The organism is Micromonospora qiuiae (assembly GCF_016863555.1).
GTDB classification, from domain to species: domain Bacteria; phylum Actinomycetota; class Actinomycetes; order Mycobacteriales; family Micromonosporaceae; genus Micromonospora; species Micromonospora qiuiae.
This window is the reverse complement of record NZ_BOPC01000041.1, coordinates 1-14316: the sequence shown is the minus strand read 5'-3', so window position 1 is coordinate 14316 and position 14316 is coordinate 1. Positions and strand designations below refer to the sequence as shown.

The 14316-nt window shown below is 71.4% G+C and carries 17 protein-coding genes; 12 read left to right on the top strand and 5 right to left on the bottom strand.

The genetic code is table 11. From position 1 onward, the window contains the following. Positions 1 to 203: 203 nt before the first annotated feature. The 6 genes from pgsA (at position 204) to pdxT (ending at position 5207) form a co-directional block, all read left to right on the top strand. On the top strand, positions 204 to 836 hold the full coding sequence (pgsA, locus tag Vqi01_RS15865; protein ID WP_204035567.1) for a phosphatidylinositol phosphate synthase: 633 nt from the start codon (positions 204 to 206) through the stop codon (positions 834 to 836). Between the two features lie 13 nt (positions 837 to 849). Then, entirely contained in the window at positions 850 to 1728 is an 879-nt protein-coding gene (locus Vqi01_RS15860; protein ID WP_204035566.1) for a phosphatidylinositol mannoside acyltransferase, read from the top strand. A 13-nt stretch (positions 1729 to 1741) separates the two neighbouring features. After that, positions 1742 to 2902, top strand: coding sequence for a glycosyltransferase family 4 protein (locus Vqi01_RS15855; RefSeq protein WP_204035565.1), 1161 nt, complete (start codon positions 1742 to 1744; stop codon positions 2900 to 2902). A 35-nt stretch (positions 2903 to 2937) separates the two neighbouring features. Then, entirely contained in the window at positions 2938 to 3435 is a 498-nt protein-coding gene (locus Vqi01_RS15850) for a hypothetical protein (protein ID WP_204035626.1), read from the top strand. Positions 3436 to 3568: 133 nt separating this feature from the next. Further along, positions 3569 to 4486, top strand: coding sequence for a pyridoxal 5'-phosphate synthase lyase subunit PdxS (gene pdxS, locus Vqi01_RS15845; protein WP_204035564.1), 918 nt, complete (start codon positions 3569 to 3571; stop codon positions 4484 to 4486). A 115-nt stretch (positions 4487 to 4601) separates the two neighbouring features. After that, complete coding sequence (pdxT, locus tag Vqi01_RS15840; RefSeq protein WP_204035563.1) at positions 4602 to 5207, top strand: pyridoxal 5'-phosphate synthase glutaminase subunit PdxT; 606 nt, start codon at positions 4602 to 4604, stop codon at positions 5205 to 5207. A gap of 59 nt (positions 5208 to 5266) precedes the next feature. Here pdxT and Vqi01_RS15835 read toward each other — a convergent pair whose 3' ends face one another. After that, complete coding sequence (locus Vqi01_RS15835) at positions 5267 to 6154, bottom strand: helix-turn-helix transcriptional regulator (RefSeq protein WP_239098429.1); 888 nt, start codon at positions 6152 to 6154, stop codon at positions 5267 to 5269. A gap of 105 nt (positions 6155 to 6259) precedes the next feature. Between Vqi01_RS15835 and Vqi01_RS15830 the strand changes: the two genes are divergently transcribed. From Vqi01_RS15830 to Vqi01_RS15810, 5 genes are all read left to right on the top strand, one after another. Beyond that, the gene (locus tag Vqi01_RS15830) at positions 6260 to 6874 is read left to right on the top strand and encodes an NADPH-dependent FMN reductase (protein WP_204035561.1); all 615 of its coding nucleotides are present in this window, start codon (positions 6260 to 6262) and stop codon (positions 6872 to 6874) included. Between the two features lie 2 nt (positions 6875 to 6876). Further along, on the top strand, positions 6877 to 7173 hold the full coding sequence (locus Vqi01_RS15825) for a hypothetical protein (protein ID WP_204035560.1): 297 nt from the start codon (positions 6877 to 6879) through the stop codon (positions 7171 to 7173). A 222-nt stretch (positions 7174 to 7395) separates the two neighbouring features. Continuing rightward, positions 7396 to 8145 carry a YebC/PmpR family DNA-binding transcriptional regulator gene (locus Vqi01_RS15820; RefSeq protein ID WP_204035559.1) on the top strand — a complete coding sequence of 250 codons (750 nt, stop codon included), beginning with the start codon at positions 7396 to 7398 and terminating at the stop codon, positions 8143 to 8145. A 609-nt stretch (positions 8146 to 8754) separates the two neighbouring features. After that, complete coding sequence (locus tag Vqi01_RS15815; RefSeq protein WP_204035558.1) at positions 8755 to 8943, top strand: hypothetical protein; 189 nt, start codon at positions 8755 to 8757, stop codon at positions 8941 to 8943. Positions 8944 to 8984: 41 nt separating this feature from the next. Next, positions 8985 to 9572, top strand: coding sequence for a ribonuclease FAU-1 family protein (locus tag Vqi01_RS15810; protein WP_239098425.1), 588 nt, complete (start codon positions 8985 to 8987; stop codon positions 9570 to 9572). Positions 9573 to 9650: 78 nt separating this feature from the next. Here Vqi01_RS15810 and Vqi01_RS15805 read toward each other — a convergent pair whose 3' ends face one another. The 4 genes from Vqi01_RS15805 to Vqi01_RS15790 form a co-directional block, all read right to left on the bottom strand. Next, positions 9651 to 10703: an ABC transporter permease gene (locus Vqi01_RS15805; protein ID WP_204035557.1), complete on the bottom strand. Its 1053-nt coding sequence runs from the start codon at positions 10701 to 10703 to the stop codon at positions 9651 to 9653. Continuing rightward, positions 10700 to 11593, bottom strand: a complete 894-nt coding sequence (locus Vqi01_RS15800) for an ABC transporter ATP-binding protein (protein WP_204035556.1) — start codon at positions 11591 to 11593, stop codon at positions 10700 to 10702. Before Vqi01_RS15800 ends, Vqi01_RS15805 begins: the two co-directional genes overlap by 4 nt. 82 nt (positions 11594 to 11675) lie before the next feature. Beyond that, a complete protein-coding gene (locus tag Vqi01_RS15795; RefSeq protein ID WP_204035555.1) occupies positions 11676 to 12395 on the bottom strand; it encodes a response regulator in 720 nt (239 codons plus the stop codon). Beyond that, the gene (locus Vqi01_RS15790) at positions 12392 to 13663 is read right to left on the bottom strand and encodes a sensor histidine kinase (RefSeq protein WP_239098424.1); all 1272 of its coding nucleotides are present in this window, start codon (positions 13661 to 13663) and stop codon (positions 12392 to 12394) included. Before Vqi01_RS15790 ends, Vqi01_RS15795 begins: the two co-directional genes overlap by 4 nt. Positions 13664 to 13734: 71 nt before the next feature. On the opposite strand from Vqi01_RS15790, the gene Vqi01_RS15785 reads away from it, so the two are divergent. Beyond that, positions 13735 to 14316: GNAT family N-acetyltransferase (locus Vqi01_RS15785; protein ID WP_204035554.1), on the top strand; the 582-nt coding region annotated here is incomplete at its 3' end.

Sequence of the window (14316 nt, the reverse complement as noted above, 5' to 3'; positions counted from 1 at the left end):
GCGCGCGACGGGACGTGGCCCGGGCAGGTGCTGCGGCGACATCCTCCGGTGCTTCGCTTCGAACCGGGCGATCAACTGGCGGTCGGGTGATTCGCGTCACCCGCCTGGCTCGATCTCACACCCGATGACGGACCGACACAACCCTCCCCGCTCGGACCGGCGCTGTCGCCGGAGCAGGTGCCGACCGATATCGTGGGACCGCCATGGCGAAGATCTTCCAAGTGTCGGCTCGCGCGGGGATGACCCGTGTCGTGGAGCCGATCGCCCGCCGCCTGCTGCGCGCGGGCGTGTCCCCCAACACGGTCACCGTCGCGGGCACCCTCGGGGTGCTCGTCGGTGCGCTCGGCTTCGGCGCCCGCGGCCACCTGGTCGCCGGAGCGTTGATCGTGACGGTCTTCGCGCTCACCGACCTGCTCGACGGGACGATGGCCCGGATGAGCGGCGGATCCACCCGGTTCGGCGCCTTCCTCGACTCCAGCATGGATCGGGTCGCCGACAGCGCGGTGTTCGGCGCGGTCGCGTTCTACCTGGCCACCGAGGGCGATCGCGCGGGCATGGCCGCCGCGCTGATCTGCCTGGCCGCGGGCGGGCTCGTCTCCTACGTCAAGGCCCGTGCCGAAGGGCTCGGCATGAGCTGCAACGTCGGTATCGCCGAACGCACCGAACGGCTGCTGATCGTCGGCGTCGGCGGGCTGCTCGCCGGACTCGGGCTCGGGCCGGCGCTGCCGATCGCGCTGTGGTTGCTCGCGGCGGTGTCGCTGTTCACGGTGGGGCAGCGGATACGGCACGTCCATCGGCAGGCCCGGCAGGTCGACGTGCCGGGGGGCCCCAGGTGAGCGGTACCTGCCCGTGAACCTCACCGAACTCGGCTTCGCCGCCGGTTGGCGGGTGATCCGCACGCTGCCCCGCCCGGTAGCCGCGGCGGCGTTCACCGCCGTGGCGGACCGGGCGCACCGCCGACGGGGGGCCGGCGCCACCCGGCTGCGAGCCAACCTGCGTCGGGTAGTCGGCCCGGAACTGCCCGAAGCCGAACTCGACGAACTGGTCCGCCGGGGCCTGCGGTCGTACGCCCGGTATTGGATGGAGGCGTTCCGGCTGCCCGCGCTGAGCCGCGACCAGATCCTCGCCGGGTTCCGGCTGGACGGCGCCGAACTGCTCGCCGCCGACGTGGCGGCCGGCCGGGGCGCGGTGGTGGCGTTGCCGCACGCCGGCAACTGGGACATGGCCGGTGCGTGGGTGGTGGCCAACGAGTGGCCGTTGTCCACGGTCATGGAACGGCTCAAGCCGGAGGGCGTCTACGAGCGGTTCGTGGCGTTCCGGAAGAGCCTGGGCATGGAGATCCTGCCCGCCACCGGTGGTGATCGGCCGCCGCTCGAGGTGCTCACCGAACGGCTGACCGCCGGGGCGGTGGTGCCGCTGCTCGCCGACCGGGACCTGTCCGCCCGTGGCGTCGAGGTGCAGTTCTTCGGCGGCCGGACCCGGATGCCGGCCGGCCCGGCCCTGCTCGCGCTGCGCACCGGCGCGCCGCTGTACGTGGCGTCGATGTGGTACGAACCGGATGCGGCCTGCGCCTCGATCGAGGGCCCGCTGCCGGTGCCGGGGCCGCAGGAGGGCGCGCTGGACGCGCGGGTCCGGTCGCTGACCCAGCGGATCGCCGACGGTCTCGCGGCGGGCATCGCCCGGCATCCGCAAGACTGGCACATGTTGCAGCGGATGTGGCTGGACTGAGGGGACGGGCGCAATGCGGATCGGCATCGTCTGCCCGTACTCCTTCGACGTACCCGGCGGGGTGCAGAACCACGTCATGGACCTCGCCGAGGCGCTGATCGGGCTCGGACACGAGGTGAGCGTGCTCGCCCCCGCGGACGAGGACTCGCCGCTTCCGCCGTACGTGGTGCCGGCCGGCCGGTCGGTGCCGCTGCCGTACAACGGCTCGGTGGCCCGGATCGCGTTCGGCCCCGTCTCCACCGCCCGGGTACGCCGGTGGATCACCCGGGGCGACTTCGACGTGCTGCACGTGCACGAGCCGCTGGCGCTGAGCCTGTCCATGCTTGCCGTGCTCTCCGCCCGGGGGCCGGTGGTGGCCACCTTCCACACCGCGATGACCCGCTCCCGGGTGCTCGCCGCCGCACAGGGCGTACTCCAGATCGTGCTGGAGCGGATCACCGCGCGGATCGCGGTGAGCGCGCTGGCCCGCAAGGTGCAGGTCGAGCATCTGGACGGCGGCGCGGTGGAGATCCCCAACGGGGTCGCGGTGGCCAAGTTCGCCGGCGTCGAGCCGCTGCCCGGCTGGCCGGGCGAGGTGGGTACGGGCAGCGGCGGAACCCTCGGTTTCCTGGGCCGGTTCACCGAGCCCCGCAAGGGGTTCCCGATCCTGCGCGACGCCTTCGTCGAGCTTGCCCGGCAGCGCCCCGGGCTGCGTCTGCTCGTGGCCGGCCCCGGTGACCCCGATGACCTGTTCGACCGGTTTCCGGCCGACCTGCGCGACCGCGTCACCTTTCTCGGGTTGGTACCCGAACAGGAGAAGGCGCGCATGCTGCGCAGCGTGCACCTGTATGTCGCGCCGAACACCGGTGGCGAGTCGTTCGGCATGATTCTCACCGAGGCGCTGGCCGCCGGCACCACCGTGGTCGCCAGCGATCTCGACGCCTTCCGCCGGGTGCTCGACGGCGGCCGGGCCGGCCGGTTGTTTCCCACCGGTGACGCGGTGGCGCTCCGGCAGACAATCGCCGAACTACTGGACGATCCGGACCAGCGGGCGGAGTTGACCGCCTGCGGTAACCAGGTGGTGGCAAATTTCGACTGGCCCGTGGTTGCCCGCCGGGTTCTGGAGGTATACGCAGCGGCGATCGAGGCGACCGATGGGCGGGTGATCGACCAGGAGTGGGTGGGGCCGGACTGACCGGGAGGAACGTGAGCAGCACTACGATGCCGAGCATGTGGTGGGTGGTGGGCGCGACGGTGCTTGTCGCCCTGGTCGCGGCGTACCTGATCTGGACGGCCGGCCGGGTCGAACGGCTCCAGGCCCGCGCGCAGCTCGCCGCCCGCGCCCTGGACGCCCACCTGCTGCGCCGGGCCGCCGCGGCGGCGGTGCTGGCCGAACGCCGCTACGGCGTCGAGCTGTATGCGGCGGCGCGCATCGCGCTCGACGCGCGGCCGGAGGAGCGGGAAGCCGCCGAGAACGACCTGACCCGCCAGCTGCGCACGGTCGAGCTGGACCCCACCGACCCCGACTGCGAGGCGGTGATCGCCGCCAGCCGGCGCCTGGCCCTGGCCCGACAGGTGCACACCGACCTGGTCCGGGACGCGCGCACGGCCCGTGGCCGACCGCTGGTGCGCCTGCTGCGGATGGGGCGGCGGCACACCTGGCCGCGCTACTTCGACATCGACGACCCCACTCTCTCCGTGCCGACCGTGGACGCCACCACCAGGTGATCCTCGGCGCTCGTCGCCCTCGGTGACGGCGGCCACAGGGCAGGCCACCGCGGGTCCGATTGGCTGTCGGCACGGCGGCCGGCCGGACGTAGCATGTCGCTGCCCGTCCCGAACAGCCCGAGGAGAATGTCCCGTGTCCGAGACGACTTCCCCGAACGCCGGCGTCACCCCGGTCGTCGGCACCGCCCGCGTGAAGCGGGGCATGGCCGAGATGCTCAAGGGCGGTGTGATCATGGATGTGGTCACCGCCGAGCAGGCCAAGATCGCTGAGGATGCCGGCGCGGTCGCGGTGATGGCGCTGGAGCGGGTGCCGGCCGACATCCGCGCCCAGGGCGGGGTGTCCCGGATGAGTGACCCCGACATGATCGACGGCATCATCAACGCGGTCTCCATTCCGGTGATGGCCAAGGCCCGCATCGGTCACTTCGTCGAGGCGCAGATCCTCCAGGCCCTCGGCGTCGACTACGTGGACGAGTCCGAGGTGCTCACCCCGGCCGACTACGCCAACCACATCGACAAGTGGGCCTTCACCGTCCCGTTCGTCTGCGGGGCGACCAACCTGGGCGAGGCGCTGCGCCGGATCACCGAGGGCGCGGCCATGATCCGCTCCAAGGGCGAGGCCGGCACCGGTGACGTCTCCAACGCCACCGGCCACATGCGGAAGATCCGCCAGGAGATCCGCCGGCTGGCGTCGCTGCCGGCCGACGAGCTGTTCGTCGCGGCCAAGGAGCTTCAGGCGCCGTACGAGCTGGTCAAGGAGGTTGCCGAGACCGGCAAACTGCCGGTGGTGCTGTTCACCGCCGGTGGCATCGCCACCCCGGCCGACGCGGCGATGATGATGCAGCTCGGCGCGGAGGGCGTCTTCGTCGGCTCCGGCATCTTCAAGTCCGGCAACCCGGCGCAGCGGGCCGCCGCGATCGTCAAGGCGACCACCTTCCACGACGACCCGGACGTGCTGGCCAAGGTCTCCCGCGGCCTCGGCGAGGCGATGGTCGGCATCAACGTCGACGACATCCCCGTCCCCCACCGCCTCGCCGACCGCGGCTGGTGATGTGTAAGGAAGGGGCCCTTATTAACGCCTGCGGTAGAGGAAGGGCCCCTTCTTAACACTCGGGAAGCCCGGCGCGGGCGACGCGGTGAGCGGTGGCGCCCGGGAAGGAGGGCGAATGACGGCACCCGTGATCGGTGTGCTCGCCCTGCAGGGCGACGTCCGCGAACATCTCGCCGCGCTGGCCGCGGTGGGCGCCCAGGCCCGCCCGGTGCGCCGCCCGGCGGAGTTGGACGCGGTCGACGGCCTGGTCATCCCGGGTGGGGAGTCCACCACGATCAGCAAGCTGGTCGACATTTTCGAGTTGCGCGAACCGATCGACAAGCGGATCGCCGCCGGCATGCCGGTCTACGGCTCCTGCGCCGGCTTGATCATGCTCGCCGCCGAGGTCCTCGACGGCCGGCCGGACCAGCGCGGCTTCGACGGCATCGCGATGACCGTCCGACGCAACGCGTTCGGCCGGCAGGTCGACTCGTTCGAGGCGCCGGTGGAGATCAGCGGGATCGACGGTGGACCACTGCACGCCGTCTTCATCCGCGCCCCCTGGGTGGAGCGGGTCGGCCCCGACGTCGAGGTGCTGGGCACCATCACCGAGGGCCCGGCCGCCGGCCGCATCGTCGCCGTACGCCAGAACAACCTCCTGGCCACCTCCTTCCACCCGGAACTCACCCACGACCGACGCCTGCACCACTACTTCACCCACCTCGTTCACACCACCGCCTGACCCGCCCTCACGGTCACCCTTCCGTTGACCATGAAGTTGTTGTCACCCGATCCGGCGTGTCAGGACAACAACTTCATGATCAACGGGGTCAGCTGGCGAGGGGGGCGGAGGGGGCGGAGGGTGCGGAGGTGGGGGGCCAGGAGGCGGGCCAGGGCCGCTGTGGTGGGGGCGTCCGCGGGTAGGCCGACGACCAGTCGCTGCTGGTCGTCGGGGAGTTCCAGGGTCTCGTACGCCAGGCGCAGCAGGCCGACCTCCGGATGCCGCAACCGGCGCACGACGCTGGGCGGGGCCGCGACCGGGCGGCGCTGCCACCGCGAGGTGAACGCGGTCCCCACGGTGCGGCCGAGCCGTTCGGCGAAGGCATCCGTGGCCGGGTCGCCCTGGCGCAGCCGGTGCAGCTCGGCGACCTGCTGGTCGGCCAGCTCCGCCCAGTCGGGAAAGTGCTCCCGGGCGCGTCCGTCGGCGAAGACGAACCACACCAGATTGGGGCCGTCGCCGTCGAGCAGCCCGAGCGGGCGGGTCAGCCGGTCGAACGGACCGTTCCAGGCCAGCACGTCACCGATCCGGTTGAGCAGGTACGCGGGCCGGTCCCGCAGCGCGTCCAGAAGACTGCGGATCTCGGGGCGGACGGTACGCGAGACCGCCGGACGCCGTCCCGTACACAACTGCCGGTGGTGGTCGACCGACGCCAGTTGTTGCAGGTGCCGCCGGTCGGCGTGATCGAGACGCAGCGCGTTGGCCAACGCGGCGAGGATTTCCGCTGAGGGACGATTGTCGCGGCCCTGTTCGAGCCGGGTCAGGTACTCCACGCTGACCTGCGCCAGCGTCGCGACCTCCGCCCGGCGCAGCCCCGGCGTACGACGTCGGGGGCCGGCGGGCAGCCCCACCTGCTCGGGCCGCAGGGCCTCTCGCCGGCTGCGCAGGAACGCGCCCAACTCTCCATCCATCACGCCTCCCAGTCTGCCGCGACCGACCGCAGGCAAGCGTGGCCCCGCCAGGGCTACCCTTCCGCCGGCCTTCCCGGAACACCGGTCCGCCGGTGAGGTGGACTCATGAGAGAGCAACAACCTTTCGTCATCGGCGTGATCGTGGGCAGCAGCCGTCCGGGCCGACGGGGGCTGGCGGTGGCGGGCTGGGTGACCGAGATGATGGCCCAGCACCCGGCGCTACGGGCCGGTGAGGTGACGATCAAGCTGATCGACCTCGCGGAGCACCGCCTGCCGCTGCTCGACGAACCGGTCCCGGCGCGGTTCGGCGACTACCGGCACGAGCACACCCGCCGCTGGTCGGCGGTGGTGGCGGCGTGCGACGCCTTCGTCTTCGTCACGCCGGAATACAACCACTCGATTCCCGCGGTCCTCAAAAACGGCATCGACTACCTGGACGCCGAGTGGCGCGGCAAGCCCGCCGGAGTGCTCAGCTATGGCGTACGCGGCGGCGACCGGGCGGCCGGACACCTGCGGGACATCCTCACCGAGGTGGGGGCGAGGGTCGTGAACGATCACGTTGAGCTGGGGCTTTTCGTCGACTTCGAGTGGCCGGGCGAGGACCTGTCCGACCCGATGGCCGTGGCGCGGATCGCGCCCGGGGAGGACCGGGCCGCAGCGGTGATCGCGCTGCTCACCGACCTCCTCGACGCCGTCCGCGACGTGGTTGCGGTGGCGTGAGCATGGAGACGATCCTGATCAGGTATCGGGTCCGCCCGGACCGGCTCGACGAGCACCTCTCCCTGCTCGGTGCGGTGCACGATGAACTGGCCCGGCTCGGACCGCCCGGGTTCCGTTACCTGACGCTGCGGCTCGACGACGAGCACAGCTTCGTCGACGTGGCGATGGGGCCGGAACTACCGGGGCCGCTGGCGACACTGGAGTCGTTCCGGAGCTACCGGGCCGCCTTGGAGGAGAGCTGCGAGCAGCGGGACGTCTCGGAGTTCACCGTGCTGGGGTCGTACGGCATGGGGGAATAGCCTTCGTCCGTTACAGGCCGTTCTGTAGTGATTGCTGTGGCGGGTGGTGTGCGGCGGGTGATGGTCACCCGCCGCACCTCGATAGGATTGTCGAGATTCGGCAGGGCCATCTGGCCGCCACGGCTTCCACCAGAGCTGACCGGCACCACCGTGTGCGCCGGTGCGAAGCGGGGCGGGCGAGGTGCGGTCGATGCAGACGGCGGGTAGCAACGGAGGTAACAGATGGCCGGCCACTCAAAGTGGGCGACGACCAAGCACAAGAAGGCGGTCATCGACGCCAAGCGCGGCAAGATGTTCGCCAAGCTGATCAAGAACGTGGAGGTCGCGGCGCGGACCGGCGGCGGTGACCCGGCCGGCAACCCGACGCTCTACGACGCCATCCAGAAGGCCAAGAAGAACTCGGTCCCCAACGACAACATCGACCGCGCGGTCAAACGCGGCTCCGGCCTGGAGGCCGGCGGCGCCGACTACCAGACGATCATGTATGAGGGGTACGGCCCGAACGGCGTCGCGTTGCTGATCGAGTGCCTGACTGACAACCGCAACCGCGCCGCCACCGAGGTGCGCACCGCGCTGACCCGCAACGGCGGCTCGTTCGCCGACGCCGGCTCGGTGTCGTACCTGTTCGCTCGCAAGGGTGTGGTGATCGTGCCGAAGGCGGGCACCACCGAGGACGACGTGATGCTGGCGGTCCTGGACGCGGGCGCCGAGGAGGTCAACGACCTGGACGAGGCGTTCGAGGTGGTCTCCGAGCCGGGTGACCTGATCGCCGTGCGGACCGCGCTGCAGGACGCCGGCATCGAGTACGAGTCGGCCGAGTCCTCGCTGATCCCCAGCGTCAATGTGCCGCTGGACGAGGAGGGCGCCCGCAAGGTCTTCAAGCTGATCGACGTCCTGGAGGATTGCGACGACGTGCAGAACGTCTACGCCAACTTCGACGTCAGCGACGAGATCATGGAGGCGGTCGGCTGACGATCGGTAACGTGAAACGCCTCCCGGGCATCTTCTCGTTCGGGAGGCGTTTCTTGTTGGACAGAGACCGCCGATCTGACTGGTAGAACGAACCCGCCTCGCCCGATATATCCCGAAGGTCACCCCGCTTCAGCAGATCTTGGACCCGGAAGGCCCCCATAGGGGTAGGAAGTGCCCAAGATTGCCTGCTAGGAGTGGGACGCAGCCGGGTCGTCACGCCTGCGAGGCGTCCCAAAGAGACCGGGTGACTTGCAGTTTCGGTCGAGGTAAGTGGTGCAAAAGAGGCGTTACGGCGACCAGAAGCGCATGCTCGCGGGAGCAGAGGGGGAGTGGGGTCCGGGTATGCGGTCAGGGGAAAAGAGTGGAGGGTGGGGGGAGGTGGCCCTCCTCGGCATGGGAGTAGTCGCGGGACTCGGTGACCAGGCCGTCGGCGTCGAAGCGGAGCACGGTGCAGCCGGACGTCGTCAGCGGCCTGCCGTACGGGTAGGTGACCGCCCAGTATTCGACGGTTGCCAGGTCACCGCCAAGTGTCGTCGTAGTCCGTTGTCCATGTCAATAGACTGTGCCGTTGTCGCAGTCGAGTGGGGTCGGCGCTGCCATTGTCAACCTATGGAACTGGTGGGTGTGTCGGAGATCAGGGAGATGTTGGGCAACGTCTCCCGGCAGCGTGCCTCCGTCATCGCCAACCAGCGGAACTTTCCCGAACCCCTGGCCGTACTGGCCATGGGCAAGGTGTGGCGGAAGTCGGATGTGGAGGCGTGGATCAGGGAGCACCGGCCCGCGTTGGCGGGGGAGTGACCCCGAAACCGGCCCAAGGTCGCTTCGCGCCAGGTGACGTGGTGGTCCGGCGGGAGATCCTGCGCGGCGAGGTGTGGTTCGGCTGCCCGACGATCTGCGTCGAGGATTCGCCCGATCTGCTCGCGCTCTACCTGCCGCCGGGCGCCGAGTTCGGCTTTCCCGACACCGGCAGCTTCCCGTGTGGGCGACACCCGTGGCAGACGGCGGGGCACACCGCCTGGAGCGGGCACGGCAAGCTGATGCTTCAGCGCCCCGGGGAGGCGCACTCGGTCGACGTGTTCTGGTCCGGCCCGCAGCGCGCCTTCGCCGGCTGGTACTTCAATCTCCAGGACCCGTTCCGGCGTACGCCCATCGGGGTGGACACCCTCGATCATGAGCTGGACCTGTGGTGGGCGGCGGACGCCGACCGGTACGTCTTCAAGGATGTGGAGATCTTCGCCCAGCGGCTGGTGGAGGGGCGCTACCCGGGGATGGGGGAGGCGATCCGCGCCGAGGGCGACCGGATCGCTGCGCTGCTGGACGCGGGTGAGCGCTGGTGGGACGAGTCCTGGGCGGCCTGGCAGCCCGACCCGGTCTGGTCGACCCCGCGCCTGCCTGCCGGCTGGGCAGCGGTCCCGCCGCACCTGTGATCGTCTGCACTTCAGTGACCAGGACAGCGGCGTGTCGAGGCACTGAAGCGCAGACGATCAAGCAAAGACAGGCAAGGCTCAGCCGCGCTCGCGCCAGGCGGTGCGGAGGGAGGTACGGCCGTTGGTGCGCAGCAACGACCCCTCGTAGACGCGGGCTCCGGCGAGCAGGAACCCGACTGCCGCCACCAGCAGCAACGCCAGCGAGGCGAACAACTCCCAGGCGGCGGCGTCCCCGGTGAACAGCCGGATCGGCATCGCCGTCGGCGAGGAGAACGGCAGGTAGGACAGCACCCGCATGCCAACTACGTTGTCGTTGAGGAAGATCACCGCGAAGAAGGGCAGCATCACCGCGAGCTGCACCGGCATCGACACGCCGCCGATGTCCTCCAGCCGGTTGACCAGCGCGCCGGCCGCCGCCCACATGGCCGCGATCAGCACGAAGCCGAGCAGGAAGAACGGGATGAACCAGCCGATCGCCGGGGCGAGCAGGGAGAGCAGCCCGTTGTCGCCGCCGAACGCCACGCCGGCCACCGCGACCAGGGCTACCAGCCCGATCTGACCGAGCGCCAGGAGCGTGCCGGCGATCATCTTGCCGGCCAGCAGCGCCCGGACCGGCACCGCGGCGACGAGGATCTCCACGATCCGGGTCTGCTTCTCCTCGATGATGCTCTGCGCGATCTGCACGCCGAAGGTCTGCGAGGTGAGGAAGAAGACGAAGGCGAAGGCGAACGCCACGATGAACGCCAGCGTCGAATCCGTCGCGTCGGGATCCAGCAGCTGGACCAGAGGTGCACTGCTCAGCGCGGAGATCACCTCGCGAGGAGCCTCGGTCATGGCGAGCACGGTCGGGCCGGCGACGACCGCGGCGTCCACCTCGCCGTCGCGGACCGCCTGCTCGGCGGCGGCGTCGTCGGGGACCGTACGCACCTGAAGGCCCGCCCCGCGCAGCGGACCGGCCACCGCCTCGGTCGCCGCCACGTTGGGCGGCCCGCCGGCCAGCAGCGGCGGCAGGAAGGTCGCCGCCGCGGCGATCAGGAAGAAGATCAGCGTGCTGATCAGGAAGGTACGGTCGCGCAGCTTGACCCGGATCTCCCGGGCGGCGACCAGGCGGGTGGCCTCGAAAGCGTTCACTGGCTGACCTCTCGGAAGATCTCGGCGAGGGACGGGCTGACCGGGCGGAACGCGCGCACCGGGCCACGGTCCAGCGCCGCACGCAGCACGGGCTGCTCGTCCGCGCCGGGCGCGAGGTCGAACACGGCGCGGGCGCCGTCGAGGTCGACCAGGCTCACTGCGGGCTGGTCCCGCAGCCAGCCGGCGTCGGTCTCCACCACCAGCTCGTAGCGGGGCGTGGTGTACGTCGCGCGCAGCTCCTCCCGGCTGCCGGCGGCGCGGATCGCGCCGTCCGCGATGATCACCAGGTCGTCGCAGAGCCGTTCGACGACGTCCAGCTGGTGGCTGGAGAAGAGCACCGGGGCACCGGCGGCGGCCCGCTCGCGCAGCACGGCGACGACGGTGTCCACGGCCAGCGGGTCCAGGCCGGAGAAGGGTTCGTCGAGCACCAGCACCTCGGGCTCGTGCACCAGCGCGGCGGCGATCTGGGCCCGCTGCTGGTTGCCCAGCGACAGCGTCTCCAGCAGGTCGTCGCCGCGCTCGCCGAGCCCGACCCGCTCCAGCAGCGTTTCGGTGGCGCGTCGGGCGCCCTCGGCGGTCAGCCCGTGCAACCGGCCCAGGTAGACCACCTGCTCGCGGACGCTCATCTTCGGGTAGAGGCCGCGCTCCTCGGGCATGTAGCCGAAACGCCCCCGGACCTCCCGGCTCAGTGGCGCCCCCCGCCACGTCACCTGGCCCGCGTCGGCGGCGAGGACGCCGAGGATGATCCGCATGGTGGTGGTCTTGCCGGCACCGTTGCCGCCGACGAAGCCGGTCATCCGGCCGGCGGCGACGTCGAAGGAAACGTTCTTGAGTACCTGACGGTCGCCGAAGCTGCGGTCGACACCGTCGAGGCGGAGCACACTGGTCACGGCGTAAACGCTAGGTGGACGATCATCGGCTGCCGTCCCCACGCCGACGGAGATCGCGCCTCCATCTCGCGGCGGAGGTCGCTCACCCGCCGGGGCGGACCACCCCGTGTTCGTACGCGAAGACCACCGCCTGCACCCGGTCGCGCAGGCCCAGCTTGGCCAGCACCCGGCTGACGTGTGACTTCACGGTCGCCTCGCCGAGGTGCAGGGCGCCGGCGATCTCGGCGTTGCTGGCACCCCCGGCGAGAAGGACCAGCACCTCCCGTTCCCGGGGCGTGAGGTCGCGCAGTGCCACCTCCGGCGTGCTCGCACCGACGCCGGGACCGCCCGGACGGGCGAAGGTGGCGATCACCCGCCGGGTGAGCTCGGGGGCGAGCAGACCGTCGCCGCGGGCCAGCACCCGGATCGCCTCGACCAGCGCCTCCGGTGTGCCGTTCTTGAGCAGGAAGCCGCTGGCCCCGGCGCGCAGCGCGGCGAACAGGTAGTCGTCCCGGTCGAAGGTGGTGAGGATCAGCACCGCCGGCCCGCCCGGGCTGTCCGTGTCCGCGCTGATCCGCCGGGTGGCTTCCAGGCCGTCGACCCCGGGCATCTCCACGTCCATCAGCACCACGTCCGGGCGCAGTGCCCGGGCCATGCCGACCGCCCGTTCGCCGTCCGCGGCCTCGCCCACCACCTCGATGTCGTCCTCCACTTCGAGGATGACCCGGAAGCCGGTACGCACCAGATGCTGGTCGTCGGCGAGCAGCACCCGGATCGGCCGACCGGCCCCGGCCACGGCGTCGTCCGGGGTGACCGCGCTCATGCCGGCCGTCCCGACGGGACCGGCAGCGGGAAGCGGGCCCGTACCCGCCAGCCGCCGCCGGTACGTGGGCCGACCTCGAGCTCACCGCCGTGGGTCGCGGTCCGTTCCCGCATTCCGATCAGCCCCAGCCCGTCGGCGTTCGCCGGGCCGGCGGCCCGGCCGTCGTCGGTCACCTCGACCTCCATCTCCCGCGCCAGATAGCGGATCCGCACGTCGATCAGGGTCGCGCCGGTGGCGTGCTTCAGCACGTTCGTCACCGCCTCCTGCACCACCCGGTACGCGGCCTGGGAGACCGACTCGGGCAGCGGCGTCGGTTCGCCGTACACCCCGAGGGTCGCCCGCAGCCCGGCCTCGCGCGCCCGGTCCACCACGGCGGCGATCTGGTCGACCCCGGCGGGCTGCTCGGCGCGCTCCGGGTCACCGTCGCGGGCGCGCAGCACGCCGAGCATTCGGCGCAGCTCGTCCACGGCGGTACGGGCGGACTCCTCGATCGCGGTCAGCGCGGTCCGGGCCTTCGCCGGGTCCTTGTCGAAGACCCGGCGGCAGGCCGACGCCTGCACCCCCATCACCGACACGTGGTGGGCGACCACGTCGTGCAGCTCGCGGGCGATGCGGACCCGCTCACTGACCACGGCGTGCTCCCGGATCTCGGCCTGCGAGCGGCGCAGCCGCTCGGCCTGCTCGGCCAACTCGTGCTGGCGTCGGGCGGCCACCCAGGCGATCTCCCCGAAGAAGTACGCGAACGCGAAGTACAGCCCGTTGACCAGGAGACCGGTGACGATCGCGGCGAGCACCGGCGGCACCGGCCCGACCGCCCCCGCGAAGGTCTCCGCGGTGATGACGTCGTAGTTGATCGCATAAGCGATCGCGAGCCAGCCGAACATGGCGGCAATGATGCCGATCCGCAGCCGCCGGGACAGCCGGCGGTCCCGGCCCCAGGCGCCGAGGGTGTAGATGGCGGCGAACAACGCCCACCCGGAGAGCTGCCACTCGGGGACGGCGCGGACCTGCGAACCGATGAACGCGGCCGACACGACCAGCGCGGTGGCGGACGGGAAACGCCGCCGCCAGATCAGCGGCAGGGGTACCGCGACGGTCCAGAGGAGCTGTTCGAAGCCGGACGGCGGTGGCCCGAGCAGGAACGCCCCGGTGCTGCGGGCCAGCGTGAGACTGAGCAGGGCCAGAACCGTCGCGGCCAGCCCGGCGTAGAGGTCCAGCCGCTGCTGCTCGCCAGTGGGGCCCGGCCGCCGCCAGTCGTCGGTGGTCACCAGGTGAGGATGCCATCCCGTCACCCGCCGCCGTCGGGCACGGGCCGACGGGTGGGCGGTAGCCTGCCCTGATGTTGACGCCCGACCTCCCGCTGCGGACCGAACGGTTGGACCTGCGGCCGTTCCAGCCGTCGGATCTCGCCGACCTGCACGCCTACTTCGCCGACCCCGCCCTGCACCGCTACCTCTACACCGAGGCATCGGCGGATCTTGACGGCACGCGAGAGGTGCTGGTCCGGCGGCAGGAGCGGACCGTCCTGCGCGACCAGGGCGACGCGATCCAACTGGCGGCGGTGGAGCGGCGTACCGGGCGGTTGGTCGGTGACGTGCTCTTGGCCTGGGTCAGCCCGGAGCACCGGCAGGGCGAGATCGGCTACCTGCTGCACCCCGAGTGCCGCGGGCACGGCTATGCCACCGAGGCCGCGGCGGCGATGCTGGCGCTCGGCTTCGAGCAGTTCGACCTGCATCGCATCGTCGGTCGGCTGGACGCCCGCAACACGGCGTCGGCGCGAGTGCTGGAGCGGCTGGGGATGCGACGCGAGGCGCACCTGCGGGAGAACGAGTTCGTCAAGGGCGAATGGGCCGACGAGGTGATCTACGCGCAACTGGCCCGGGAGTGGCGGGCCAGCCGCACCGCCGCGAGCCCGGCCGAT